The organism is Paenibacillus sp. FSL R5-0345, from assembly GCF_000758585.1.
In the GTDB taxonomy this organism is placed as follows: Bacteria; Bacillota; Bacilli; order Paenibacillales; family Paenibacillaceae; genus Paenibacillus_AQ.
The window spans coordinates 4,160,029-4,184,506 of sequence record NZ_CP009281.1 but is presented as its reverse complement, the minus strand read 5'-3'; the positions used below and the strand labels follow the sequence as shown (position 1 = coordinate 4,184,506).

The following is a 24,478-nucleotide window of genomic DNA, read 5'->3' as shown; positions in this document are numbered from 1 at the left end:
CAGCACGTCCCATGAGGTTTCAATTTTTATTTAAAATATAAGAAAATTTATGCTTGTCATAACTTATACTTTTTTAATCGAAAAAAGCGTGGATCCAGGATCCACGCAATCAACTGTTATAAGGTTGTTACTTAAATCATTTATACCCGTCAGCGACTAGCTCAAGCGCTCCAGTGGCGGGATCAATGATCATGCCATGAACAGGTACATCAGAAGGAAGCAGTGGATGACGTTTAATCAAGTCTACGGTCTGAATGACCCCTTGTTCTATGTTGTCAAAACCGCGGAGCCATTTGGTTAGCTTGATTCCGGAATTCTCCAGCGTGTTCAGCACCTCTTCGGATACTCCACGTTCTTTAATGGAATTGATCATATGGTCTGCGTTGAGGGAAGCCATACCACATTCATAGTGTCCAACGACAATAACTTCTTCAGCATCAAGCTCATACAGTGCAACCATTACACTACGCATAACACTACCAAAAGGTTGAGAAATAACCGCTCCGGCATTTTTGATGATTTTGACATCACCGTTCTTAAAGTTCATAGCTTTTGGTAATAGTTCAACCAGACGGGTATCCATACAAGTGATAATCAACATTTTTTTATCTGGATAACGACTAGTTAAATATGCTTCATACTCTTTATTCTCTACAAAACTCTTATTAAAGTTAATAATATCGGATACATGGCTCATGGCTGTTTTTCCTCCCTAAAATTACTGAATTGTACTTACATTACGCATATCTCTGACCAGGATATTTTTTCCGTAAATCTGTGAATCACTGTCTAGCTTAAAGGAAGAGAATCGTTCCTCGGCATCTAGACGCATCTTGTCTTCATAAAAAATTTCTTGCTGGCGGCTTACGATAAAGGGAAGGGAATCATTTTCAATCCTAGAATCGCCGTCCTCCATTTCTGAAACAATTAGTAATACATTAATTCCGTCACACCCGCAGCCTTCCGTATCATAAAAGAGCTTGAAAAATCCTGGCCGATCTTCAAGCCTTTCCTTTAACTTCCTTTCTGCGAGAGGTGTAACTTGAATCATCATAGCCTGTTCACGCTCCTTCGAATTTTGTGCGAAGCAGGTCCTGCTTCTTATGTAACCCATTGAATATTTTAAATTAGAGATGTAATCTCTGAAGTTGATTATACTCATTCAAAAAAGTATCATCAAGAGGAGTCGGCAAAACAGAGAAAGCAGGTGTAATAAAATGGAACAGCAAGTGAAGGAACAGTGGGAGAAATTTAGCGAGTTATTATCAAAAATAAGTGGATATTCAGAGGCCATAGAATTACTTCATTGGGATTTGCGCACCGGTGCGCCGCGTAAGGGAGTAGAGGTTCGTTCGGGTACGATAGGGATGCTGAGTGGAGAATTGTTCAGACTCGGAATTTCGGAGGAAATGGGAGATTTTACAGCATTTTTTACCCGTCCTGAAGTGATTACCCAGCTATCACATGATCAGAAGAAGATCGTTACCGATTGCCGTAAAGAATATGAGCGCAGCAAGAGCATCCCTTCCAAAAGATTTGAGGAGTATGCTGTTCTGTCCGCACATTCCCAAACGATCTGGGAAGAAGCTAAGGAAAACGATGATTTTGCCACTTTTGAGCCTTACCTAAGCAAGATAGTTGCTCTGAAACAAGAATTTATCGATTATTGGGGTGTAAAAGGAACGCGGTACGATACGCTTCTGGATATGTATGAGCCCGATCTTACGGTAGAAAAAGTGGATGAAGTATTCAGCCGGCTGCGTAGCCGTTTGGTTCCACTCGTAGAAGCTATCGCAGCTTCGCCTAATAAGCCGGACACAAGCTTCTTACAGCAGATCTTCCCTAAAGAGCAGCAGGAAAAGTTCGGCAACTTTATTTTAGAGCAAATGGGCTACGATTTTGACGCAGGTCGTTTAGATGAGAGTGTGCATCCTTTTGCTACAGGATTGAATCCAGGCGACGTTCGTATTACGACCGCTTACCTGCTTGATAATGTGACTAGCGCCATATTCAGCTCACTACATGAAGGTGGACATGCGCTTTATGAGCAAAATATCAGCAAGGATTTTGTTGGAACACCACTGGCACAAGGTGCATCGATGGGGATTCATGAATCTCAGTCGAGACTATGGGAGAACATGATCGGACGCAGCCGGGCCTTCTGGCAACGTTATTACGGGGATCTTCAACAACAATTCCCAGAGCAGCTTGCAAATGTGGATTTGGAAGATTTCTACCGGGCGATCAATAGCGTGGAGAACTCATTTATCCGGATCGAAGCAGATGAGCTTACATACAATCTGCACATTATCGTGCGTTATGAGATCGAGAAGCTTATTTTTAATGAAGGACTTTCTGTAAAAGACTTGCCTCAAGTATGGAATGCTAAGTATCAAGAGTATCTAGGTATTACTCCACCTTCTAACGCACTTGGTGTGCTGCAAGATGTCCATTGGTCTGGTGGGGATTTCGGATACTTCGCTTCCTACTCCTTAGGTAATATGTACGCTGCACAAATTTTGAATACACTTCGCAAAGAGTTACCGGAGTTTGATGAATTGATTGCAGCAGGAAACCTGCTCCCTATTAAAGAATGGCTAACGGAAAAGATCTATCGTTTCGGAAATAGCTTAACGCCATCCCAAATCATTGAACAAGTAACAGGTGAACCGCTAAGTCCGGATTATTTGGCTGATTATTTAGAAGCGAAGTATACGGAGATTTACAAACTGTAATCAAGTAGGGTACGCGTGGTATAATAGAAAGAAAGCTTAGACGGAAGGATATGGATATGGCAAATACTCACACCTACAGCCGGCGAGAAGAAGTCGCGAATGCGATAACGCACGGGATCGGAACAGTATTAAGCGTGGCTGCACTTGTCCTGCTTGTTGTTTTTGCAAGTCTAAAAGGAACGACATGGCATGTGGTCAGCTTCTCCATTTATGGAACGACAATGCTGCTTCTATATCTAAATTCAACACTAGTGCATAGTCTCAAAGAGGGTAAGGCGAAGGATTTGTTCGAATTTTTCGATCATTCCGCTATTTATCTGTTTATTGCAGGCACGTATACACCCTTTTTGTTAGTCGCCATTCGGGGTACGCTTGGTTGGAGCTTATTCGGAGTTATTTGGGGGATCGCAGTGTTTGGCGTTTTCTTCAAAGCATTTTTTGTGAAGAAGTTTCTGTTCATGTCTACCATATTCTACATCGCGATGGGGTGGCTGATTGTAATCGCCTGGAACCCTCTTTCGGCTGTTGTAGCAGACGGTGGTATGATCCTGCTGATGGCTGGTGGGGTGCTCTATACATTAGGTACGGTGTTTTATGTGTGGAGAGGGTTTCCGTACCATCATGCGATTTGGCATGTATTTGTCCTTGCAGGTAGTGTCACACACTTCTTCGCCGTATTGATTTATGTACTGCCGATCCAATAATTTCAAGCGAATAAATTGCATGAAAAAAGGATTTTTAATAAAGAAAGAGATGACAAGCAAAAATGCTTGACATCTCTCTTTCTTTTAGGTATCATAAGGGACGTTGTGAAGGTGTAAAGTGTTTTTCCTTGACGAAGGGAGTGCCCTTAATGAGTCAGGAGAATAGACTCGAGAAAACGAATCGTATCAATTTGCTTTTTGCCTTCTATGAACGACTGCTTACAGATAAGCAGCAAACGTTTCTTAAATATTATTTTCACGATGATTTTTCCTTGGGAGAGATCGCCGCTGAATTTGAAATCAGTCGCCAAGCCGTTTATGAGCATATTAAACGGGCCGAGCAAGTTTTAGAGAATTATGAAGAAAAACTTGGTTTATTAGAGAAACATGAGAGTCGTACCAAATATTTAGATGAACTGCGCAGACTGCCGGAGAATGGGATGCTGCCTGAGCAATATAAACTTCGATTCGCGGAGATCGTGGATCGCTTGCAGAGGTTAGAGTAGCATGAAGGGAGAAATCTGCATATGGCGTTTGAAGGTTTAACCGGAAGATTGCAGAATGTGTTCAGCAAGCTGCGCGGTAAAGGTAAAGTATCCGAAGATGACGTAAACGAAGCTATGCGCGAAGTACGGCTGGCCCTTCTGGAAGCCGATGTAAACTTCAAGGTAGTTAAAGAATTCGTGGCCAAGGTGAAAGAAAAGTCTATTGGTAAAGAAGTTATGGACAGCTTTACACCAGGTATGGTCATTATCGACATCGTTAACAAGGAACTAACCGAGCTGATGGGCGGAAGCCAAGCGAAGCTGGCCAAGTCGAACAAGCCACCGACTGTCATTATGATGGCGGGTCTACAAGGGGCAGGTAAGACAACCACTTCGGGTAAGCTGGCCAAGCTGTTACAGAAGGGCAATCATCGTCCATTACTCGTTGCGGGAGATATTTACCGTCCTGCTGCGATCAAACAGCTTCAGGTGCTGGGAGAACAAATTAAAGTTCCGGTATTTTCGCTAGGTGATCAGACTAGTCCGGTAGAGATTGCCAGACAAGCTGTACAACATGCCAAGGATAACGGACTTGATTACGTCATTATCGATACTGCAGGCCGCCTGCATATTGATGAAGAATTGATGGAAGAACTGAAGCAGATTCACAATGTTGTAAATCCAGATGAAGTTCTGTTAGTAGTAGATGCAATGACCGGTCAAGACGCTGTGAACGTGGCTGAGAGCTTCAATAAGCAGCTTGAGCTTACAGGGGTTGTATTGACAAAGCTCGACGGCGATAGCCGTGGTGGTGCTGCACTATCCGTCAAAGCTGTTACTGGTTGTCCGATCAAATTCGCTGCGTTAGGTGAGAAGATCGACGCGCTGGAGCCGTTCCATCCGGAACGTATGGCTTCACGGATTTTAGGTATGGGTGACATGCTGTCGCTAATTGAGAAAGCCCAAGCGAATATCGATACGGATAAAGCTAAGGAAATGGAACGTAAGATGCGTAATGCGGAATTTACGTTTGATGATTTCCTTGAGCAAATGGATCAGGTGAAAAAGCTGGGTCCGATCGATCAAATACTTGATATGCTGCCTGGCATGAACAAAGCCAAGGGCATCAAAGATTTAAAAGTTGATGATAAGCAAATGGGTCGCGTTGAAGCCATAGTTCATTCTATGACGAAGACGGAGAAACGCCAGCCTGAGATCATTAACCATAACCGCCGCAAGCGTATTGCTGCCGGTAGCGGAACCTCGGTCGCTGAGGTCAACCGCCTCATCAAGCAATTTGATGAGATGCGTAAGATGATGAAGCAATTCTCCGGCATGATGGGCGGAGGCGGCAAGGCCTCCAAGAAGAATGCCATGAAGCAGCTTAAAGGATTAGGCGGAAAAGGGATGAAGTTCCCTTTTAAATGATCTTGCTGTTCTAATATCTCGAAACTATTATAAGGAGGTGATTTTTCGTGGCAGTACGTATTCGTCTAAAAAGAATGGGAGCGCATAAAGCGCCTTTCTATCGTGTAGTGGTTTCCGATTCCCGGTCCCCTCGTGACGGTCGTTTTATCGAGGAAATCGGTTATTATAATCCGATTGAACAACCGGCAGTAGTTAAGATCGATGAGGAAAAAGCTCTTAAATGGCTTCAAACAGGTGCGCAAGCATCTGATACAGTACGCAACTTGCTTTCCAAAGCAGGCGTAATGAAGAAGTTTCATGAGCTTAAGCAACAGAAATAATGACTGATTGCGAGGGTCCTCTATGGAAGAATTAGTTGGAGTAATTGCTAAGGCTTTAGTGGATCATCCAGAAGATGTGACGGTACGAGCGGTGGAGAAGGATCACCTAATTGTCTATGAACTGTCCGTGCATCCTGATGATGTAGGAAAGGTCATTGGCAAACAAGGAAGGATCGCTAAGGCGCTCCGTACAGTAGTCACATCTGCAGCAGTCAAGAGCGATAAACGCGTAACTGTAGATATTTTATCTTAAATGATGCGTACAATGAGGGGCTAGGGATAGTATATCCCGGCTCCTTTTTGTTCAAATATAAGAAAGTATAAGTTTCACACCATACTTTATGTCTTATATTTCTCGCATTAACGCTTGCCGTCCTTATAAGGACGCCGAAGGCGTTTATGCTTGAAATATAGATTAGATGAAGCTTGTAAAGGAGAGGGTTGTATGACAGAAGAGTTAACCGTAGGCAGACTTGTGAATACGCATGGTATTCGCGGGGAGATTAAAGTATTATCACATACCGATTTCCCTGAAGTTCGTTTTGCTGCAGGCAAGAAGCTGCTGGTGATCCCTGCAGATGGCGGTGCGAAATTCGAAGTAACTGTAGAATCCGCTCGTGAGCACAAGGGGATGTTCATCGTTAAGCTCAAGGGATATACGAACATCAACGAAGTGGAAAAGTATAAAGGAAGCCTCCTGAAGGTTCCAAGTAATGATCTGGTTGATCTGCCTGAGAACGAATACTACTTCCACCAAATCGTCGGTTGTGAGGTATACACGGATGAAGATGAAAACACACCACTTGGTACGATAACGGAAATCTTACAGCCAGGCGCGAATGATGTGTGGGTTGTTAAGCCTGCAAAAGGACAAGACATCCTTATTCCTGTAATCAATGATGTAGTTCTGAATGTAGACATAGAAGCCAAAAGAATTACTGTTCATTTGATGGAAGGGCTATTGCCATGATGAGAATTGATGTGCTTACGCTGTTTCCAGAAATGTGCGAAGGCGTATTCAGCACAAGTATTCTTGGTAAAGCGCGTGAAAAAGGAATCGTATCCTTAAATGCTGTGAACTTCCGCGAGTTCTCAGGGAATAAACACAATAGTGTGGATGATACTCCGTATGGAGGCGGCGGGGGCATGGTGCTCAAGCCTGATCCGATTTTTAATGCAGTCGAGCATGTGCTCGGTATTACATCGAATGAGGGAGATAAACGTCGATCTGATGAAGAGGTTTCTGTAAAACCACGTATCATCCTTATGTGTCCACAAGGAAAAACCTACAATCAGAAGATTGCTGAGGAACTGGCACAAGAGCAGCATTTAATCTTCATTTGTGGGCATTATGAGGGGTATGATGAACGGATTCGTGAGCATTTGGTAACAGATGAGCTTTCAATCGGTGATTATGTGCTAACTGGCGGAGAGTTGCCTGCTTTGACGGTTATAGATTCCGTAGTCCGGCTTCAGCCAGGAGCACTGGGAAATGAAACCTCTGCGATATCTGACTCGTTCAGCACTGGACTGCTAGAATATCCACACTACACACGTCCTGCTGAGTTTCGTGGCTGGAAGGTACCAGATATTTTACTGAGTGGTCATCATGCAAACATCGACATATGGCGGAGAGAGCAGGCACTGCTGCGCACGTTGGAACGCAGACCGGACCTGCTTGAGACTGCAGAACTTACGTTGAAAGACAAGAAGACACTGGAACGTCTAAGAAATGTGGACAAGCCGGAGTGATAATTTAATGAAACAGGTATATCTGACGTCTTTTTAACGTATCTTACGTTAAGGAGGCGTTTTTGTTATGTGAACCTGAGAACAAATAAAAATAATAGTTTTCAAATTAATATGCTTATTGGTGCGTTGAAAGCTTCTTTTTAGGGTAATGAATAGAGGTGCCGCACTAATATATGCAGCTGATGATGCAGCAAGCTCAACTATTGAAAGGAATGAACTGAAGTGACTACGAAGACGCATGAAGAATTCAAGCCTAACGTGGACACGATCCACAAGGAAGCGGAGCCGCTCCGCACCGTGAATGATATTATCGATTTTTATACAAATCGCAATTCCCATTCGCCATATAAAGAGTGAACATATAAGATCGAACGTTAGGGATTGATTGTTAGGCTGAATAAAACCATTAGATACAGTGAATTTTGTATTCGCTGTCGCTAATGGTTTTATTGTTTAGAAGGTAACATGGTTTGAACTCTGTTACCCCGATTAAACTGTAAATAACCACTTTCCTTCGAGATCTAGGATCTAGAGAGAAAGTGGTTATTCTGTGAAATTATAAGAAAGTACACGATTCACGATATACTTTATTCTTATAATTCTCGCACAAACGCTTACCGTCCTTAAAAGGACGCTTAAGGCGTTTTAGCTTGCTATAAGAGTTCGTGGAGGCACATGTTATTCTTTGCGTAAGATTTTGTGTACTCCAGTAAGGAGGGAGTACAGCGCAACACATACGAGAACAGTAACAGCCCATGCATAGTTGCGAACGGTGTAAGTAAGCGATGCTAAAATAACGAAAATGGTAATACGCAGTACGCCTTCCTTAATAAACTGTTTTCTTTCTACATTCATGAGATTGGCCTCCTCGAATGGATGGAATAAGACGAACTACAGGTGAAAGAGGAATACGAAAGATACAGGGGACGAAAAAGTAAATATTGACCCAAACTCCGACCTATGTAACTTCGCCGTTACCGACCTGTACTCCTACACATAGAGTATATCATTACTGACAAGGAGGAGTACACTAGTGGAAGCATATTATAACTGTTTGCGTTGTAAGGATAAAAGGGTGCGGATTCTGACTAGAGATGGTAGACAGCACGAAGGCGTTATAACAGATGTAGACAGATACAATGTTTACTTAAGAACTGACAATGGCTCTGTGCATACTTCTGCTTTTTGGGGAAATCCTTTTGCCGCAAATCAGATTTTAACTTTGAGTTTATTCACTTTGCTGGCCATCGCATTAATCTAATCATGGAATCAAAAACAGACCGCCTGGTTATCCCGGCGGTCTGTTTATTGTCTATTTACTGTACTGTAATTGCACCTATATCTGAGCTGAGTGATACCAAAGGACCGCCTCCATTGATATCGGTCTTTCCGCCTTCTACCCCTTTGATTTGTCCGAGATCACTTTTGGCTTCCAAGCTGCATTTCATTCCATCGGCTAGGACAGCGCTAAGGCTGCCAACCTCTGTTTTAGCTTGTAGGCTGCTGTCACCCTTCATCCCTGCTATATCCATACGTATGCTACCCGTATCGGACTTTACAGTAGATTTTCCAGTAAATTTAGCCCCTTCAATATTGATCGCTCCAACGTTGCTGACGATTTGATAATTCCCCTCCAGGTTACGAAGACGAATTTGTCCTACGTTATTTGTAATGATATATTTATTCATGCTGGCAGGGAGCTCTATATTATAGCTTATGCTAAAATCGGAATAACCATATTTGTCTTGCGCCCATGTCCATAAATCCTTCTTAGGATTTGATTTAGAATGCGTAGACACCTTTAATGTATCGCCACTCACCTTAACTGAAACTTCAGCATCATCCATAATCTTTTGACGGTCAGAGGTATGGAAGGAACTATTGTGTGAGGAGATGGTTGCACTTACATGGATCAGATCTCCTGTAACAGCTGCAACTTCTATTTCTCCTACTGCGTTGTCCATGCTGAGTACGGATGCTGTACCGATCGCTTGTGATACTGAGAGTTCTTTGCTAATGCTATCTGCTTTAACTTCGTCAACTACCGTAGTAGCAGTTTCCTCAACGGCTTGCTGTACAGTTGCAGCTGCTTTACCTAGCTCTTGCTTGACAACTTCACCAAAGTTCTGGTGTGCATCCTCAGAAATACTCTTTTCCACCTCATTTTTCGCAGATTGTCTGCCTGGTAATTCTGTACAACCTGCCAAAAGTACGATAGATAATACGGCTACTGCTGCTAATACGCTATTGCTATTTCTTTTCCTCATGAAACGAACTCCTCCTCATATATGGGTGTATGTGATCTTACCAATGTGACTTCGTTATGTACTTCTGTAAGTATAGCTTATGGAATTTTTCAGTAAAAACGGCTGGAGGCGGGTTATTATACTGGACCAAAGACTAGGTCACTAAAGTGTCCACTACACTTCGATTTTTAATTGTGCTAAAATAAACGAAAGATCTCTTATTGAAATACGGTATAGGTACATATAAAAAGGGCGTGGAAGCCAGCCCTCATATAGAACCTTCAGCAGCTTCTGGAAACCGCTTTTTTTCGGATAGAAGTGCTTAGGTGTGCTAAGGCTACTTTGTATACAGATATAGACCGTTACCTCACTTGAAGTACAGGGCGGTCTTTTTACTTTCATTTAATAAATCCTGAAGGGTGGAGGGAGCCAAATGAAATATGTAGCCATTTTGCTTGCCTTAGTAGTTTTGGCAGTCGTGTATTTTTTAGTCAAGAAGCAGAAAATAAATACGACAAGCAATCATTCGCACACCACACGGAGTAACGTGATCTCAATGGACAGTCATCGAAAAGCTAAACAGAGCCCAGGGGAGCAGCCTTGTTCTTCTTGTAAGAAGAAGAATGGAAAATTAATCTTCTACGCTCAAGATAATGGAACTGTAGTTGGCCTGTGTAAGGATTGCCAATCGAAGGCGAAAAAAAGAGATATGTTGCCGCTTTAAATAGACAAAAATAAGAAAAATATGTTGTATTAGCCCGTCCTTTATGGTATTATTATTTCTGTTGTGTGGAATACGGTGGTCCGCTGCGGATAATGAGGGAGAGAAAGATCTCTCCGGAAGAGGCAAGAACACCTGTACGGAAGGAGGAAGTCCTTAATGAATATCCTACAAGCTATTACGCAAGAGCAACTTCGTAAAGATATCCCGAGTTTTCGCCCGGGTGACACTTTGAAGGTGCATGTAAAAGTTATCGAGGGAACTCGTGAGCGTATCCAGTTGTTCGAAGGCGTTGTAATCAAACGTCGTGGCGGTGGAATCAGTGAGACTTTTACGGTTCGTAAAATTTCTTACGGTGTTGGTGTGGAAAGAACATTCCCAATCAACTCGCCTAAAATCGAGAAAATCGAAGTGGCTCGTCGTGGTAAAGTGCGTCGTGCTAAACTTTATTACCTTCGTGAACTACGTGGTAAAGCAGCGAGAATTAAAGAAATTCGTCGCTAGAATAGTGACAAAGGAAAGGGGCTTGAGTTCAAGCCCCTTTCGTTTTATTATTTTTTTTGAAAATATAAGAAAGTATAAGTTTCACGTTATACATTATTCTTATATTTCTCGCATAAACGCTTTCTGTCCTTAAAGGACGCAATGGCGTTTTAACTTGGTATACAATGCGTACGACATATACGCTTGGGGATCAGCTTCTCCGAAAAGGCCTCCTGAAGGAGTATCTGTGGAGGGGTTTTTGGCAGGAGTTTTTTTGTGTTGTATAGTAAGAGTAGTATTTTAGAGAGGACGGTGAACTATGCAGCAGGAACAAAGTGAAACTTTGGAATCAAGCGCGCAGAACCCACGTAAACCCAAAAATGAAGTTTTGGAATGGATTAAAGCCATTGCGATTGCTTTAGTATTGGTTTTTCTGATCCGCTGGCTTTTGTTCAAGCCTTTTATTGTAGATGGACCTTCCATGCAGCCTAATTTCCATACGGGTGAACGTGTTATCGTAAATGAGATTTTGTACGATATTAGATCTCCGCAACGGGGCGAGGTTATAGTATTCCACGTGCCTTCTGAGGGTAGAGATTTTATTAAACGTGTAATTGGTGTGGCTGGAGATACCGTGAAAGTAGAAGGGGATGTAGTTACAGTTAACGGAGAGGTTGTTAACGAGACATATATCCAAGGCGCTATTGATGCTGCGCATAGTAACAACGCTCTGTATAATAATAAAGACTTCCCTAATGAAAAGTTTACGGATGGTACCGTACCTGAAGGTCATGTATTTGTTATGGGGGATAATCGCTCGGATAGTACGGATAGCCGAATGATCGGTTATGTACCACTGGGGGATATAGTGGGTCGTGCAGATTTAATCTTCTGGCCGCTAAAGGATATTACACTGATTAACCATTAAGTTGACAGAAGTCAAAGGAGGTGACGGCAATGGCCATTCAATGGTTTCCTGGTCATATGACGAAGGCTAGGCGGCAAATCGAGGATAAGCTGAAGCTGATTGATGTTGTAATAGAATTGCTCGATTCCCGTCTGCCGCTTTCCAGCCGCAATCCGATGATTGACGATATTTTGCGGGACAAGCCAAGATTGATTATTTTGAACAAGGCGGATCTGGCAGATCCGGAGATTACACGGAAGTGGCTGGCGTACTTCAAGGGACAAGGGCATGTTGCTTATCCTGTTGATGCATCTACTGGAACGGGTATTAAGGAAATACCAGAGCAGGTCAAACTGCTGCTAAAAGAAAAGATTGACCGGCAGATCGCTAGGGGAATGAATCCGCGAGCTATGCGTGCATTGATTGTCGGTATTCCTAACGTTGGTAAATCAACACTCATTAACCGGATGGCTGGTAAGAGTATCGCTGCTACTGGTGACCGTCCTGGGGTAACCAAGGGTCAACAGTGGATTAAGACAGCCGGTAATTTGGAGCTTCTGGATACCCCGGGTATTCTGTGGCCGAAGTTTGAGGACCAAGATGTAGGTTATCGCCTAGCGGTAACGGGTGCAATAAAAGAAGAAATTCTGAATGTTGAGGACATCGCCTTTTACGCGGTGAAATATTTGGTGAAAGACTACGGATCTAGATTTCAAGAACGCTTTGGCATTGAGAAGCTTCCTGAGGATCTGGAGAATCCAGATGAGATCGTAGCTGTTATGGAAGCCGTGGGTCGTAAGCGCGGTTGTCTGATTAGCGGTGGACGTGTAGATCTGGAAAAAGCTTCCCGAGCCTTGTTGCATGAGCTGCGGGCAGGTAAGCTTGGACGTTTTACGCTGGAAACGCCTTAAGTGCATTGAATTCAGTGTTTAATGACTAGGTATGGAAGAGCCATCCGAAATTTCGGAGGCTCTTTTTTTATGGGAATGGATCAAATTGGAACGTCTATTTTAAGATGACCATGTCAGCTTTACTGTGATAAGCTGACTTATATAGATCATTGAATAATTCATAATTGGCGGTGACAAAATAGTGAGTTCGTTAGATATGTTAGCCTATGAAAAAGAGGGCTGGGAACAGTCATATCGCCGTATAGCAGGCGTAGATGAAGTGGGAAGAGGCTGCTTGTTTGGGGACGTCGTAGCAGCAGCGGTGATTTTGCCAGAGGGGCTTATTATTGATGGTGTAAATGATTCCAAAAAGCTTACAGCTAAAAAGAGAGACGCTTTATACGAGATTATTATGGAGCAAGCGCTGGCGGTAGGTGTGGGGTATGTGGATTCTACTGTCATTGATGAGATTAATATCAAGCAAGCTTCACGCTTAGCCATGAAAAAAGCGGTAGAGAGTCTGGAACACATTCCTGACTATATGCTGATCGATGCTGAAAAGGTAGACCTCCCTTTGCCACAACGGGCAATTATTAAGGGGGATGCAAATAGTCAGTCTATTGCAGCAGCTTCGATTATTGCTAAAGTGACACGAGACAGGCTGTGTGAAGGTCTGTGGGAGGAATTATACCCTGATTATGGGATTGCGATACATAAAGGTTACGCGACCAAGCTTCACCGGGAACAAATTACGGCTCTAGGTCCAACACCTATGCATCGGCGCAGTTTTATTGGGCGGATTCTCGCGGAGCAGCAAACGTTATTCTAGAAGCAATGCTTAAAAAAGTAGGATGAATACCGATATAGTAAGAAGAGAGAAAATGGAGGGAGGACAAACGGTATGAATATCGGAACATTGATCCGTGGATTACTTGGAGATCAAAAACCGGGTGCGGCCAAGTCTGTAGACTTAAAAGAAGGGCAGGTTGTTCGTGGTGTTGTTCTCTCTGTATCGGATTCAGGAAAAGAAGCGGTTGTACAAATCCAAGGTACACCTGTTCGTGCGGAATTAGAAACACCGCTGCTGCCTGGAGAAACCATGAATTTACAGGTCGGACCACCCGGAGAAGGCGGATTACCCGTATTGAAGCCGGTCTCCCTCGGTGAAACGGCGTTAGTCACCCCTCAAAGCATGGGGGAAGCCTTGGAATCACTAGGGCTAGCTGATTCCAAAGCAGGTAGAGAAATCGTATTAGCGATGCAATCAGGGGGCGTCCCGCTGACCAAAGAGACAGCGGCTGCGCTGAATGCGGTAATGAGTGCCAAGCCAGCTGGTGTGCCTACATCAGAGTGGCTTGACGCGGCAGTCATTTCTTTAAAGCGGGGACTCCCTGTTACAGCTGAGAGTGTGAAAGGATTGCAGCAGGCTGTATTTGGTCCGCAGTTGCATCAGCTTTTGTCAGCACTAGAAGACCAGATTACGATATGGGCAGGGCAAATTGCTAGTGAAGAAACAATAACCGCGGAACCTAAAGCTGGAATGGGCACCAGTAATGGAAAGCTCGATCCTTCTGTAAATACAAGTGCAACAAGTGGGAATAACGTGGGTGTTGCGGAGAGTGACATTACAGAGGCGGCTGCCATCCAATTGGCAGCCAGAGGAAATGGACAAGCTGTGAGTAAAGCTACTGATAGTACTGTCGCAAGCGGAAGTACTTCTCTTTCGGGAGGAGCCGCTGTAGATGCCTCCGGCCTTACGGCTACTATGGCATCGGATGAACAAGGTGCACCAGTCAAAGCGGCTCTTAACATTACTTCTGATAATGAAACGGGTATTGCAACTGGTAAACCAGTAGCTCTTGATGAAACGGCTGAAGGTGCACAGATTTCCAAGGGTGCACTGGTTACTGAACCTGTGGCTGGTAAAACGACAGCTGCTACGCCTTCTAGCGCTCTGAATAATGCTTTAAGCGCTCAAGCTGATGTTGCGACGAGCAATCTTATCAGCTCCAGTCAAGGTGAGATTCAAGGTAATGCCTTAAATTTGAATAAGGATGGAGCACTGGATAGTGCTATTCTTGCAGATAAGAGCTTGGCAATGAATATTGATAAGAGCGGGGCAGGGGTTGGTGGCGCGAGTGTGAGCGCCGAAGGCACTGCTGCTGGTTCTGCGCCCCAGGCAGCTGCACCTAGCGGTGCCGCCCTGCTCGCGAAGCTGCAGGGCGTGCTCACCGAGCTGCGCGGTTCCCTGCCGCAGCTCGCCATGCTCCCGCCCGCTGACGCGGCGGGAGCAAGCCCTGCCCCCGCGGCTGCTGTGCCGCGCGGGGAGACCCCGGCTGTGACGGCTTCGCCGATACAGCCGGACACCGCCCCACCCGCGGACGCGGAGTCGTGGGTGGGGCGGGTGCTGAAGCTGCTCGGTGCGGAGCACGAGCAGCAGGCGGTGCGCGGCGGCGTAGTAGCCGCCGCTGAGACGGCCCGCGCGGCGGCAGGTACGGCCGCGCTTGGCAGTGCAGGTGTCGGCAGCGATCAAGCCGCCGACACCCTGAAAGGCGTGTTGCTGCAGATCATGAGCAGCAGCGAGGTGCCGCCCGCGGTCAAAGAAGCCGCGAGCGGACTAGTGCAGCAGCTGACAGGACAACAGCTGTTGCTCAATACAGATCGAACGGCTCCTTTCGCGCAAGTGACTTTATTTTTGCCGCTGCAAGGTCCAGATGGGCAGGAGACAGCTTCCGTTCATATTCAGTCGCGTCGGGGACGCAAGGGTGAATTGGATGCAGCTAATTGCCGTCTCTGGTTTGATTTGGACATGAAGCAGATCGGTCAGACGCTGGTTGATGTGCAGGTTGTTGATCGAATCGTTAGTCTTAAGCTGCATAATGATCATCCTTGGGTGCTTGAGCTGCTGGAACAGCGGCGTGATGATATTAAAACGGCAGTGGAATCTATTGGTTATCAGTTGTCGGGATTAAGAACTGAACCTTTACCGGAACTAAAACTATCTACAGAACTTGCCAATCCCCATAGCAAGCTTGTTGATTATGTTCCTGATGCTTATAAAGGAGTGGATTACCGTATATGAACGAAAATGAGCCTGTACCTCCAATTTCACAAGGGCTCAAAAAAGCGGTCGCTCTCAAATATAGCCCAGGACAAAGCGAGGCGCCTGTCGTTGTTGCCAAAGGACAAGGGGCGATAGCGGATCTGATTCTGCAAAAAGCTAAAGAGAGTGGGGTTGCTGTCCAAGAGGACGCAGCTCTCGTAGAAGTTCTTTCAAAGCTCGATCTAGATCAACAGATTCCATCTGAACTTTATCAGCTAGTGGCTGAAATCCTCAGCTTTGTGTATCAGAGCGACCGTTCCGCCGGTGAACGGAGACCGGAATGAAAGAGCGATACACAAGAGAGCGCTATAACCGCAAACAGAAGGGGGCCGCTGCTGAAGACGGGGCTGTGCAGTACTTATCTACTTGTGGATACAAGATCTTAGAACGAAATTGGCGTTGTCGAACTGGAGAACTTGATATTATTGCGGAGAACGAAGGCTGTATTATTATTGTTGAAGTTCGCAGTCGTAGTGGAGAGCTATATCAGGGGACTCCGGAGGAATCAGTGAATACTCGAAAAATACATCAAGTGCGAAATACAGCACAGGTTTATTTGCATATGAAAGGTTATGATGATCGAAGAGTAACTTTTGACGTCATTAGCATTTTACTGAATGAAGATTTAAGCATCGCTTCTTTGGGGCATATACGTGAGGCTTTTTAAGCTGCACCCCATATTCTCGCTCCATTCATTATGGGCACTAGCATTCTTGTAAAAAAAGTCTTTACATAGCCTCCGCGCAGTGGGTCATTTCTCAAAAGAAATGGGTAAACATTAGAGTAACTTTTTAATGTCATCATGAGGAGGGCTGTTTAAGTGAAGAATAAACCTTTTGAAATGCAGGTTAGTTTTGCTTGCCAATATTGCCAGCAGAAGATTGAAGTGAAATTTACCGCAGAACCAGTATCCGTTGTCTGTTGTGCAAATTGCAATAAGAACTTCACGGTTATGCGGCCCACTATAGCTGAGGAAATATTAATCGATTGGAAAAATGAGGCGCTATTTCAAAAAATCCGTGCTGATAAATCACAAAACAGCAATAGCAGTCTCTTAGCGCTTGTTATAAAAGTCATAGAGCTTCTTACATGGCGTGATAAAGGAAATGGACAGGTGGAAGCGATTAAAGAGATGCGTGGCTGGCTCATTGAGAATGAAGAGACTCCTCCTCTAGCTGAACTGATCCAGAGCGATAATAAAAAAAGATCACATAAGCGGCGTGACTGGAGATAATCATACAAACTATGATCAAAAAAGAAAGAAGGGTGAACATGGCTAGCGTTTTTTTTACATCCGACCATCATTTTGGACATAAGTTGATTATTGATTTTGAATCCAGACCCTTTATAGATGTTGAGCAAATGAATGAAGCCATGATTGAGAGTTGGAATTCAGTAGTGGGTCCGGATGATAAAGTGTTTCATTTGGGTGACTTTTCGTTTCTTAACAAGGAAGCGACACGTGCTATTGTGCGGAGGTTACATGGTTATAAGACTCTGATTCTCGGCAATCATGATCGCGGGCGCAGTCGTAGGTGGTGGCTTGAAGCAGGCTTTGACGAGGTAAGTGAATATCCACTGATTTATAAAGACTTCTTTTTTCTCTCCCATGAGCCAATGTATATGAATAAGCATATGCCTTACGTAAATGTGCACGGTCATATTCACGGTCAAAAATATGAGGGGAATAATTATTTTAATATTTGTGTGGAGCATTGGAACTATAAACCGTTGACCTTTGAACAGATCAGAGACTCTGTCGTAGTCAGTGAAGAAGGATGAATTAGGTCTAACGGGTTACGAATGCGCATTTATGCAATATAGTTTTTTGCTGATAATTATTGAATAATTGTTGATTACGATAAGATTCTCTCTATATAATGAGATATAATAGCTATTTTATAGTCGGAAAATAAGGAAGCACCTTTTTTCTTGAAGATTTGACGCCCAATCAGGGGTGTATTTCAGGAGATGAGGTGTTTTTATGTATGGAAAAATGCATAGTGCGTGCTTGTATGGAATTGAAGGGGTAATGATTGGTGTTGAAATTGATCTTGCGAATGGATTACCGCAGACGAATATCATTGGCTTACCGGATTCAGCGATTCGTGAGGCGGTAGAACGAGTAAGAGCCGCCGTTAAGAACTGCGGTTATCGCTATCCACAGCAGCGCATCACGATAAATCTAGCTCCAGCCGACCTACGAAAAGAAGGCTCCGCCTTTGATCTTGCGATTGCTCTGGGGATACTCATTACTAGTGGTCAAGTGGTTATGCCCTCAGCTAAAGAGGTACTCTTCATTGGAGAGCTTGCGCTCGATGGCAGTCTGCGGCCAGTATCGGGAGTACTGCCGATGGTGGAAGCTGCCCGGAAGAATGGATTTAAGGCTGTTCTGCTCCCGGAAGGCAATGCAGCCGAGGCAGCTTTGATCAGTGGCATTAACATTTACGCAATCGACCATTTGCGAGCTTTAGTGAGCCCAGAAGAACCGCAGTCCAACTCAGCAATGGATATAAAAGGGAGCGACGAGCAGTATCAATTGAATGGGAGAGATTCGGTAGAAAAACCGTCTATATCAACTCTTCCTTTTCCTGTATCTGTAAGCAAGGGGATGGATCAAAATGAACGACCTCCGGTACTTGTCCTTTCTTTGGAACATCTTAAATATACCCCGATTTACGGTACTTCTGAGGTCTCCTCGTGTGCAATGAATGAGATGATGGATGATTACAGTGATGTGCTTGGCCAACAGCATGTAAAAAGAGCCCTAACCATTGCGGCAGCGGGCATGCATAATATTTTGCTCATGGGTCCACCCGGTACAGGGAAGACGATGCTGATTAAACGACTCCCGAGCATACTTCCAAAATTGACTGAGAGTGAGGCACTTGAGGTAACCAAAATTTTTAGCGCAGCAGGAACTTTAAAAGATGCCCACAACGGCTTGCTGCGTAGTCGTCCTTTTCGCTCTCCGCATCATACGATATCAGCCGCAGGCCTTATTGGGGGTGGGGGAATTCCGAAGCCGGGTGAAGTCAGTCTCGCCCATCGAGGTATTCTCTTTCTAGATGAATTGCCCGAATTTTCTCGGAATGTACTAGAAGTGTTGCGTCAACCGCTCGAAGATGGGGTTGTTACTATAAGTCGTGCTCGTGCTTCCTTTACCTATCCTGCAAAATTCATGCTCGCTGCATCGATGAATCCATGTAGCTGTGGTTATTTTGGGAGTGGGCTTTCCCAACAACATTGTACTTGCAGTCCCGCTAGGATTGCTCAATATCGCGCAAAGATATCAGGCCCCTTATTGGATCGTATTGATTTACAAGTGGATGTCCCTCGCCCCAAGGAATGGGGTCGACAGGGGCATGCTTTATCTTCGGCTGAGATGTATGCAGCGGTGATGGCGGCACAGGCGATACAAGCTAAACGGTTTAAACGCTTGCCTATTTCTTGGAACAGTGAACTTTCTGGCGCTTCACTTCGGCGCTATGCAAGTCTTAGCCGTGAAGGTGCCGAATTGCTGTATGATATTCTGGAGAATTTAGGTCTAAGTATGCGAGCGCATGATCGAATAATTAAGCTATCCCGTACAATAGCTGATCTGGAAGGCGTACAGGATATTACTTCTGCTCATCTTGCGGAGGCTGTTCAGTACCGTAATTTAGACCGGCAAGTGATGACAGAAGAATAAATAAAATAGAGCAGCGATTCCCGATAATGGCGAATGGCTGCTCTGGTATTTTGGGCCAACAATTCCGCCCAAGGATGTTTTTATAGCTGCTTACAGTACATTCAATTCAACAGCGATATTGCCACGAGTTGCGCGGGAGTAAGGGCACGCGCCATGAGCAGCTTCTACTAGAGAAGTTGCAGTTTCTCTGTCAACACCTTTAACCAGCACATCAAGCTTAACTGCGATGCCGAAACCTCCATCTTCAACTTTACCGAAGCTGACCGTAGCTGTTACTTCACTACCTTCAATTTTCACCTTTCCGAGTCGAGCAACCATGTTTAGAGCGCTATCGAAACAAGCAGAATATCCCGCTGCAAATAGTTGTTCAGGGTTTGTACCTTCACCGCCGGCACCTCCCATTTCGCGTGGTGTACTGATTGTAAGATTGAGCTTAGGGCTTTCTGATTCGATATAACCGTTTCTTCCTCCTACGGCTTTAACAGTTGTTTCATACATTTTTTGCTGAATAGTCATCATATTGTATCTCTCCAATTCCATATTAGTTTGTGTACAATATAATTTAACACAATTAATATAAAAGTCAAATTGATTTTTCGCTATTAACATGATGTTATGAGTGAATTATGATAAAATAAAGGAATAAGGCAGGTGAATAAGATATGAAAATGAATGAAGAAGATACGCAAAAGATGACGACCACACCTGAGCTGCTGATTGAGAATCAACTTTGTTTTACCATTTATGCTTGCTCTCGTGAGATGACAAAGCTGTATCAACCTTATTTGGATAAGATCGGTTTAACATACTCGCAATATCTAGTAATGCTTGTATTATGGGAACGGCAGCAATGTACAGTTAAGGAAATCGGTGAGGCGCTATTTTTGGATTCGGGTACGCTGACGCCTCTTTTGAAACGTCTGCAGGCTGCAGGTTTAATCGTGCGTGAGCGTTCGACACAAGATGAGCGAAAAGTTCTGATATCACTAACGGAACAGGGCTGGGCTCTTCAAAGTAATGCGGCTTGCATTCCAGGTAAAATGATGGAAGAAACAACGATGTCCAATGTTGAGACTTTAGAGCTACTTGAACAGTTCAAAAGCTTGCTGAACCGTGTTCATGAGGCGAATACTCAAGTTAGTAAAAAGTAAGTGTCTTCCGCAGTCAATGCGATCGTTCGCATTCCGGCATGAAACCAAGCGAAAAAATGTGTACAAATCATGAATATATTTAAGGAAAGCGTTTTAAAAACATGTTACACTATTCTGGGTTCCTTTATATGGCATATAGGTAAGTATAAGCTTAGTCTTATAGATTTACTCAATGTCTCTCACAGAAACAAGGCCATTCTTATAGGAGTGGTAGAACAGTTTCTGCTGGTTCCGGAATAGTGCTGCATGTTTAGCATGAGCCTATCCCTAACCCCGCGGCAATCAAAACGGAAGGCGAGATGACAACAGGCTGCCTGTTAGGTCACCACGCTACTTTAGGAGGCTACCGCTATGAATATCCACGAGTATCAGGGAAAAGAAGTGCTTAAGAAGTACGGTGTGGCCGTACCGAATGGAAAAGTAGCTTATACAGTGGAGGAAGCGGTAGAAGCCGCAGAGTCACTGAGTACACCGGTTGTTGTAGTCAAAGCTCAGATTCACGCAGGTGGACGCGGTAAAGCTGGAGGCGTAAAGGTTGCTAAGAATATCGATGAAGTGCGTACTTACGCAACCGAGATTCTAGGCAAGACCTTGGTTACTCACCAGACTGGTCCGGAGGGTAAGGTAGTAAAGCGGCTTCTCATAGAAGAGGGCTGTCAAATTGTTAAAGAGTATTACATCGGTATCGTTGTTGATCGAGGAACGGGTCGAGTGGTCATGATGGCTTCTGAAGAAGGAGGCACAGAGATTGAAGAGGTTGCAGCAACACATCCGGAGAAGATTTTTAAAGAAATCATTGATCCGGCAGTAGGTTTGCAGACTTTCCAAGCTCGTAAGCTAGCTTACAGCATCTCTATTCCGAATGAATTGGTAGGCAAGACTGTAAAGTTTATGCAAGCGCTATATCTAGCTTTTGTGGATAAAGATTGCTCTATTGCCGAAATTAACCCATTGGTAGTTACTGCGGATGGTAATGTGATGGCTCTAGACGCTAAGTTAAATTTTGATCCCAATGCTTTGTTCCGCCACAAGGATATTCAAGAGCTTCGGGATCTAGATGAAGAAGATTTGAAAGAAATCGAAGCCTCGAAGTATGACCTAAGCTATATTGCGCTTGATGGCAATATTGGTTGTATGGTGAACGGTGCAGGCCTAGCGATGGCAACGATGGATATTATTAAATATTACGGAGGCGAACCCGCTAACTTCCTCGATGTAGGGGGCGGTGCAACAACCGAGAAAGTTACTGAAGCTTTTAAAATCATTCTATCGGATGAAAAGGTAAATGGAATTTTCGTTAACATATTCGGCGGTATTATGCGCTGTGATGTTATTGCTAACGGTGTTGTGGAAGCGGCCAGTCAATTGGGATTGACCAAACCGCTTGTTGTGCGTCTAGAAGGAACAAATGTTGGATTGGGCAAGCAAATTTTGGCTGGATCGGGACTTAACATTGTAGCTGCTGATTCTATGGCGGACGGTGCCCGTAAGATTGTATCTCTTGTGCAATAATGGCTTGGAAGTAGGAGCCAGTTATCGTATTTGACAATATAAGTAGGGATGTGACTTAAGGCATGAGCATTCTTGTAGATAAAAATACGAAAGTTATCACGCAAGGTATTACGGGAGCAACGGGCTTGTTCCATACTAAGGGTGCGCTGGATTATGGGACACAAATGGTTGGAGGAGTAACGCCGGGCAAAGGTGGAACGACAGTTAATATCACCCTTGAAAATGGCAGTGAAGTTAGTCTTCCGGTATTTGATACTGTTGCAGCCGCTAAGGCAGCTACTGGAGCAACTGCTAGTGTAATTTATGTACCACCAGCATTCGCAGCAGACTCCATCATGGAGGCAGTTGATGCAGAGCTGGATTTGGTTATTTGTATTACCGAAGGAATTCCCGTACTTGATATGGTAAAAGTCTCACGTTATATGGAAGGCCGTTCTACAGTGCTGATCGGTCCAAACTGTCCGGGTGTTATCACTCCTGGAGAGTGTAAGATTGGAATCATGCCTGGTTATATTCATATGCCTGGTTATGTTGGAGTAGTCTCACGTAGCGGAACGCTAACCTATGAGGCTGTTCATCAGCTAACCACACGTGGAATTGGGCAATCTTCTGCTGTAGGTATTGGCGGGGACCCGGTTAAAGGCTCTGAGTTTATTGATATTTTGAAGCTGTTTAATGAGGATCCGGGTACAAAGGCAGTTATCATGATCGGAGAGATCGGTGGTACTGCAGAGGAAGAAGCGGCAGAGTGGATTCGTGAACATATGACCAAACCGGTTGTAGGTTTCATTGGAGGAGCAACTGCTCCTCCAGGCAAACGCATGGGGCATGCTGGCGCTATCATTTCTGGAGGTAAAGGTACGGCTAGTGAAAAAATTGCCGTACTGGAAGCTTGCGGAATTAAGGTAGCCCCTACACCTGCTGAAATGGGCTCAACGCTCGTAAGTGTGCTAGAAGAACGCGGTATTCTCAATGCTTTTACATCGCACTAATGATTGACGTTATGACATGTAAATCACTCCACGTAGTGAGGTTATTTCGTGTATAATTAATTTAAGAGGTAAGCAACCTTTTGTTCCTATCCAGGGATGAAAGGTTGCTTTTTTTATTTTAAATAGAAATTTAAAGAATTTAAAGAAATGCTTGCGTTTTCAGAATGTGTAACACAAAATAGGGAAGGCTAGGCCTTCCATGTTAAGGAGCGAAAAATGATATGGAAGAACGGGAACTACTATTCGGCTTTAATGAAGTGGAAGGTATTGGCTGGAAAACAATCGACAAGATTCGCAGAGCCGGGCTTTTGTCAGAAAAAGCATTTTCTTGTAGCGCAGAAGACTGGGAAAAGATTGGGCTGACCGAGAAAATGTCGATTCATCTTGCTTCCATATACACATTGGAGTGGATAGCAAACCGCCGCTTACTAATGAAAGAAAGTGCTGTGAACATGGTTACGGTTTTTGATTCAGGCTATCCAAATTTATTGAAGGAGACAGTTCAGCCGCCATGGATTCTTTATTATCGTGGGTGTTTGGAACTGTTATCGACACCCAGTGTGGCGATGGTCGGTACTCGTGTGCCAACAGCTTATGGACGGAAGGTAGGGGAGATCCTCGCGGAAGAGCTTTGTACAGCTGGTCTAACAGTGGTTAGCGGATTAGCTAGGGGGATTGATAGTGTGTGTCATGAAGCTGCACTAAGACGCGGTGGAGGCACTATAGCGGTAGTAGCTACAGGACTTGATCGGGTCTACCCTCCCGAGAATAAGGAGCTTGAGCGATTGATTTCCCGTGATGGGCTAGTGATCACAGAGTATCCCCTTGGAACCAAAAGTCATCCTGGGTTATTTCCGCAGCGCAATCGTATTATTGCAGGTCTCACATACGGGACAGTAGTTGTAGAGGCGGATAGTAGAAGTGGGTCACTCATTACCGCTGATGCTGCCTTGGAAGCAGGACGTGATGTTTTTGCTGTCCCTGGACCGATAACATCTCCTAAAAGTAGAGGTGCTCTTGATCTAATTAAACAGGGGGCAAAACTGGTAACCAGTGCATTAGATATTTTAGAAGAATATACTTCTTATCTCCCGATAAACCGTTTAAAAGCGGATGAAAGCTGTCCCCCAAAACAGGTGATTGATGACTTATTAATTGAAAAGAAATTGACAAATGAGGAGTCACACCTATACCATATACTGCATCAAGGCCCCTTTATTTTGGACGATCTGCTTGTGAAGACTGGATGGGATTTTGGACATTTGCATTCAGTTCTGTTATCTTTAATCATAAAAAAAGCGGTAGTACAATTACCAGGAGCTATTTATAAGGTAATTTAATATAGAGGTACGAGTGTT

General features: G+C 44.3%; 30 protein-coding genes. 25 read left to right on the top strand and 5 right to left on the bottom strand.

The window, feature by feature from the left end; genetic code table 11:
• Positions 1-136 precede the first annotated feature (136 nt).
• Both R50345_RS18540 and R50345_RS18535 read right to left on the bottom strand, forming a co-directional pair.
• Positions 137-697 (bottom strand): beta-class carbonic anhydrase, encoded by a 561-nt coding sequence (locus R50345_RS18540; RefSeq protein WP_042128995.1) that lies wholly within the window; start codon positions 695-697, stop codon positions 137-139.
• Positions 698-718: 21 nt separating this feature from the next.
• Positions 719-1,054 carry an iron-sulfur cluster biosynthesis family protein gene (locus tag R50345_RS18535; RefSeq protein WP_042128993.1) on the bottom strand — a complete coding sequence of 112 codons (336 nt, stop codon included), beginning with the start codon at positions 1,052-1,054 and terminating at the stop codon, positions 719-721.
• A 163-nt stretch (positions 1,055-1,217) separates the two neighbouring features.
• Here R50345_RS18535 and R50345_RS18530 point away from each other — a divergent pair, with 163 nt between their 5' ends.
• The 9 genes from R50345_RS18530 (at position 1,218) to R50345_RS32220 (ending at position 7,781) form a co-directional block, all read left to right on the top strand.
• Positions 1,218-2,735, top strand: a complete 1,518-nt coding sequence (locus R50345_RS18530) for a carboxypeptidase M32 (RefSeq protein WP_042128990.1) — start codon at positions 1,218-1,220, stop codon at positions 2,733-2,735.
• Positions 2,736-2,791: 56 nt separating this feature from the next.
• Positions 2,792-3,439, top strand: a complete 648-nt coding sequence (trhA, locus tag R50345_RS18525; protein WP_042128988.1) for a PAQR family membrane homeostasis protein TrhA — start codon at positions 2,792-2,794, stop codon at positions 3,437-3,439.
• Between the two features lie 149 nt (positions 3,440-3,588).
• Positions 3,589-3,945 (top strand): putative DNA-binding protein, encoded by a 357-nt coding sequence (locus tag R50345_RS18520; RefSeq protein ID WP_042128986.1) that lies wholly within the window; start codon positions 3,589-3,591, stop codon positions 3,943-3,945.
• A gap of 21 nt (positions 3,946-3,966) precedes the next feature.
• Positions 3,967-5,352 (top strand): signal recognition particle protein, encoded by a 1,386-nt coding sequence (gene ffh / locus R50345_RS18515; protein ID WP_042128985.1) that lies wholly within the window; start codon positions 3,967-3,969, stop codon positions 5,350-5,352.
• A 47-nt stretch (positions 5,353-5,399) separates the two neighbouring features.
• The gene (gene rpsP / locus R50345_RS18510; RefSeq protein ID WP_036688604.1) at positions 5,400-5,672 is read left to right on the top strand and encodes a 30S ribosomal protein S16; all 273 of its coding nucleotides are present in this window, start codon (positions 5,400-5,402) and stop codon (positions 5,670-5,672) included.
• Positions 5,673-5,694: 22 nt separating this feature from the next.
• The gene (locus R50345_RS18505) at positions 5,695-5,925 is read left to right on the top strand and encodes a KH domain-containing protein (RefSeq protein ID WP_042128982.1); all 231 of its coding nucleotides are present in this window, start codon (positions 5,695-5,697) and stop codon (positions 5,923-5,925) included.
• 192 nt (positions 5,926-6,117) lie between these two features.
• The gene (gene rimM / locus R50345_RS18500; protein ID WP_042128981.1) at positions 6,118-6,642 is read left to right on the top strand and encodes a ribosome maturation factor RimM; all 525 of its coding nucleotides are present in this window, start codon (positions 6,118-6,120) and stop codon (positions 6,640-6,642) included.
• Entirely contained in the window at positions 6,642-7,424 is a 783-nt protein-coding gene (gene trmD / locus R50345_RS18495) for a tRNA (guanosine(37)-N1)-methyltransferase TrmD (RefSeq protein WP_042132284.1), read from the top strand. Before rimM ends, trmD begins: the two co-directional genes overlap by 1 nt.
• A gap of 222 nt (positions 7,425-7,646) precedes the next feature.
• Positions 7,647-7,781, top strand: coding sequence for a hypothetical protein (locus tag R50345_RS32220; protein WP_269321964.1), 135 nt, complete (start codon positions 7,647-7,649; stop codon positions 7,779-7,781).
• Between the two features lie 321 nt (positions 7,782-8,102).
• On the opposite strand, the gene R50345_RS31355 is transcribed toward R50345_RS32220, so the two are convergent.
• Positions 8,103-8,279, bottom strand: a complete 177-nt coding sequence (locus R50345_RS31355; RefSeq protein ID WP_156113147.1) for a hypothetical protein — start codon at positions 8,277-8,279, stop codon at positions 8,103-8,105.
• Positions 8,280-8,457: 178 nt separating this feature from the next.
• Here R50345_RS31355 and R50345_RS18490 point away from each other — a divergent pair, with 178 nt between their 5' ends.
• A complete protein-coding gene (locus tag R50345_RS18490; protein WP_042128979.1) occupies positions 8,458-8,685 on the top strand; it encodes an LSm family protein in 228 nt (75 codons plus the stop codon).
• A gap of 55 nt (positions 8,686-8,740) precedes the next feature.
• Here R50345_RS18490 and R50345_RS18485 read toward each other — a convergent pair whose 3' ends face one another.
• Positions 8,741-9,691, bottom strand: a complete 951-nt coding sequence (locus R50345_RS18485) for a hypothetical protein (RefSeq protein WP_042128977.1) — start codon at positions 9,689-9,691, stop codon at positions 8,741-8,743.
• 412 nt (positions 9,692-10,103) lie between these two features.
• Here R50345_RS18485 and R50345_RS18480 point away from each other — a divergent pair, with 412 nt between their 5' ends.
• The 11 genes from R50345_RS18480 (at position 10,104) to R50345_RS18430 (ending at position 19,465) form a co-directional block, all read left to right on the top strand.
• Positions 10,104-10,394: a hypothetical protein gene (locus R50345_RS18480; RefSeq protein ID WP_042128975.1), complete on the top strand. Its 291-nt coding sequence runs from the start codon at positions 10,104-10,106 to the stop codon at positions 10,392-10,394.
• A 156-nt stretch (positions 10,395-10,550) separates the two neighbouring features.
• Positions 10,551-10,895 (top strand): 50S ribosomal protein L19, encoded by a 345-nt coding sequence (gene rplS, locus R50345_RS18475; protein ID WP_042128973.1) that lies wholly within the window; start codon positions 10,551-10,553, stop codon positions 10,893-10,895.
• Between the two features lie 298 nt (positions 10,896-11,193).
• A complete protein-coding gene (gene lepB / locus R50345_RS18470) occupies positions 11,194-11,802 on the top strand; it encodes a signal peptidase I (protein WP_042128972.1) in 609 nt (202 codons plus the stop codon).
• A gap of 29 nt (positions 11,803-11,831) precedes the next feature.
• Entirely contained in the window at positions 11,832-12,692 is an 861-nt protein-coding gene (gene ylqF / locus R50345_RS18465) for a ribosome biogenesis GTPase YlqF (RefSeq protein ID WP_042128970.1), read from the top strand.
• 196 nt (positions 12,693-12,888) lie between these two features.
• Positions 12,889-13,500 carry a ribonuclease HII gene (locus R50345_RS18460; RefSeq protein ID WP_042128969.1) on the top strand — a complete coding sequence of 204 codons (612 nt, stop codon included), beginning with the start codon at positions 12,889-12,891 and terminating at the stop codon, positions 13,498-13,500.
• 72 nt (positions 13,501-13,572) lie between these two features.
• On the top strand, positions 13,573-15,753 hold the full coding sequence (locus R50345_RS18455; protein WP_042128966.1) for a hypothetical protein: 2,181 nt from the start codon (positions 13,573-13,575) through the stop codon (positions 15,751-15,753).
• On the top strand, positions 15,750-16,058 hold the full coding sequence (locus R50345_RS18450; protein ID WP_042128964.1) for an EscU/YscU/HrcU family type III secretion system export apparatus switch protein: 309 nt from the start codon (positions 15,750-15,752) through the stop codon (positions 16,056-16,058). The genes R50345_RS18455 and R50345_RS18450 overlap by 4 nt, the downstream gene beginning before the upstream one ends.
• Positions 16,055-16,441 carry a YraN family protein gene (locus R50345_RS18445; RefSeq protein WP_042128962.1) on the top strand — a complete coding sequence of 129 codons (387 nt, stop codon included), beginning with the start codon at positions 16,055-16,057 and terminating at the stop codon, positions 16,439-16,441. The genes R50345_RS18450 and R50345_RS18445 overlap by 4 nt, the downstream gene beginning before the upstream one ends.
• A gap of 153 nt (positions 16,442-16,594) precedes the next feature.
• Complete coding sequence (locus R50345_RS18440) at positions 16,595-17,008, top strand: hypothetical protein (RefSeq protein WP_139328534.1); 414 nt, start codon at positions 16,595-16,597, stop codon at positions 17,006-17,008.
• Positions 17,009-17,046: 38 nt separating this feature from the next.
• Complete coding sequence (locus tag R50345_RS18435) at positions 17,047-17,556, top strand: metallophosphoesterase (RefSeq protein WP_042128961.1); 510 nt, start codon at positions 17,047-17,049, stop codon at positions 17,554-17,556.
• Positions 17,557-17,758: 202 nt separating this feature from the next.
• The gene (locus tag R50345_RS18430) at positions 17,759-19,465 is read left to right on the top strand and encodes a YifB family Mg chelatase-like AAA ATPase (protein WP_042128959.1); all 1,707 of its coding nucleotides are present in this window, start codon (positions 17,759-17,761) and stop codon (positions 19,463-19,465) included.
• 90 nt (positions 19,466-19,555) lie between these two features.
• On the opposite strand, the gene R50345_RS18425 is transcribed toward R50345_RS18430, so the two are convergent.
• Positions 19,556-19,984: an organic hydroperoxide resistance protein gene (locus R50345_RS18425; RefSeq protein ID WP_042128957.1), complete on the bottom strand. Its 429-nt coding sequence runs from the start codon at positions 19,982-19,984 to the stop codon at positions 19,556-19,558.
• 143 nt (positions 19,985-20,127) lie between these two features.
• Between R50345_RS18425 and R50345_RS18420 the strand changes: the two genes are divergently transcribed.
• The 4 genes from R50345_RS18420 (at position 20,128) to dprA (ending at position 24,460) form a co-directional block, all read left to right on the top strand.
• Positions 20,128-20,616 (top strand): MarR family winged helix-turn-helix transcriptional regulator, encoded by a 489-nt coding sequence (locus R50345_RS18420; protein WP_197069693.1) that lies wholly within the window; start codon positions 20,128-20,130, stop codon positions 20,614-20,616.
• Positions 20,617-20,967: 351 nt separating this feature from the next.
• Positions 20,968-22,128 carry an ADP-forming succinate--CoA ligase subunit beta gene (sucC, locus tag R50345_RS18415; protein ID WP_042128955.1) on the top strand — a complete coding sequence of 387 codons (1,161 nt, stop codon included), beginning with the start codon at positions 20,968-20,970 and terminating at the stop codon, positions 22,126-22,128.
• Positions 22,129-22,190: 62 nt separating this feature from the next.
• On the top strand, positions 22,191-23,120 hold the full coding sequence (gene sucD, locus R50345_RS18410; RefSeq protein WP_042128953.1) for a succinate--CoA ligase subunit alpha: 930 nt from the start codon (positions 22,191-22,193) through the stop codon (positions 23,118-23,120).
• Between the two features lie 221 nt (positions 23,121-23,341).
• Positions 23,342-24,460, top strand: coding sequence for a DNA-processing protein DprA (gene dprA / locus R50345_RS18405; protein ID WP_042128951.1), 1,119 nt, complete (start codon positions 23,342-23,344; stop codon positions 24,458-24,460).
• The last annotated feature ends 18 nt before the right edge of the window (positions 24,461-24,478 follow it).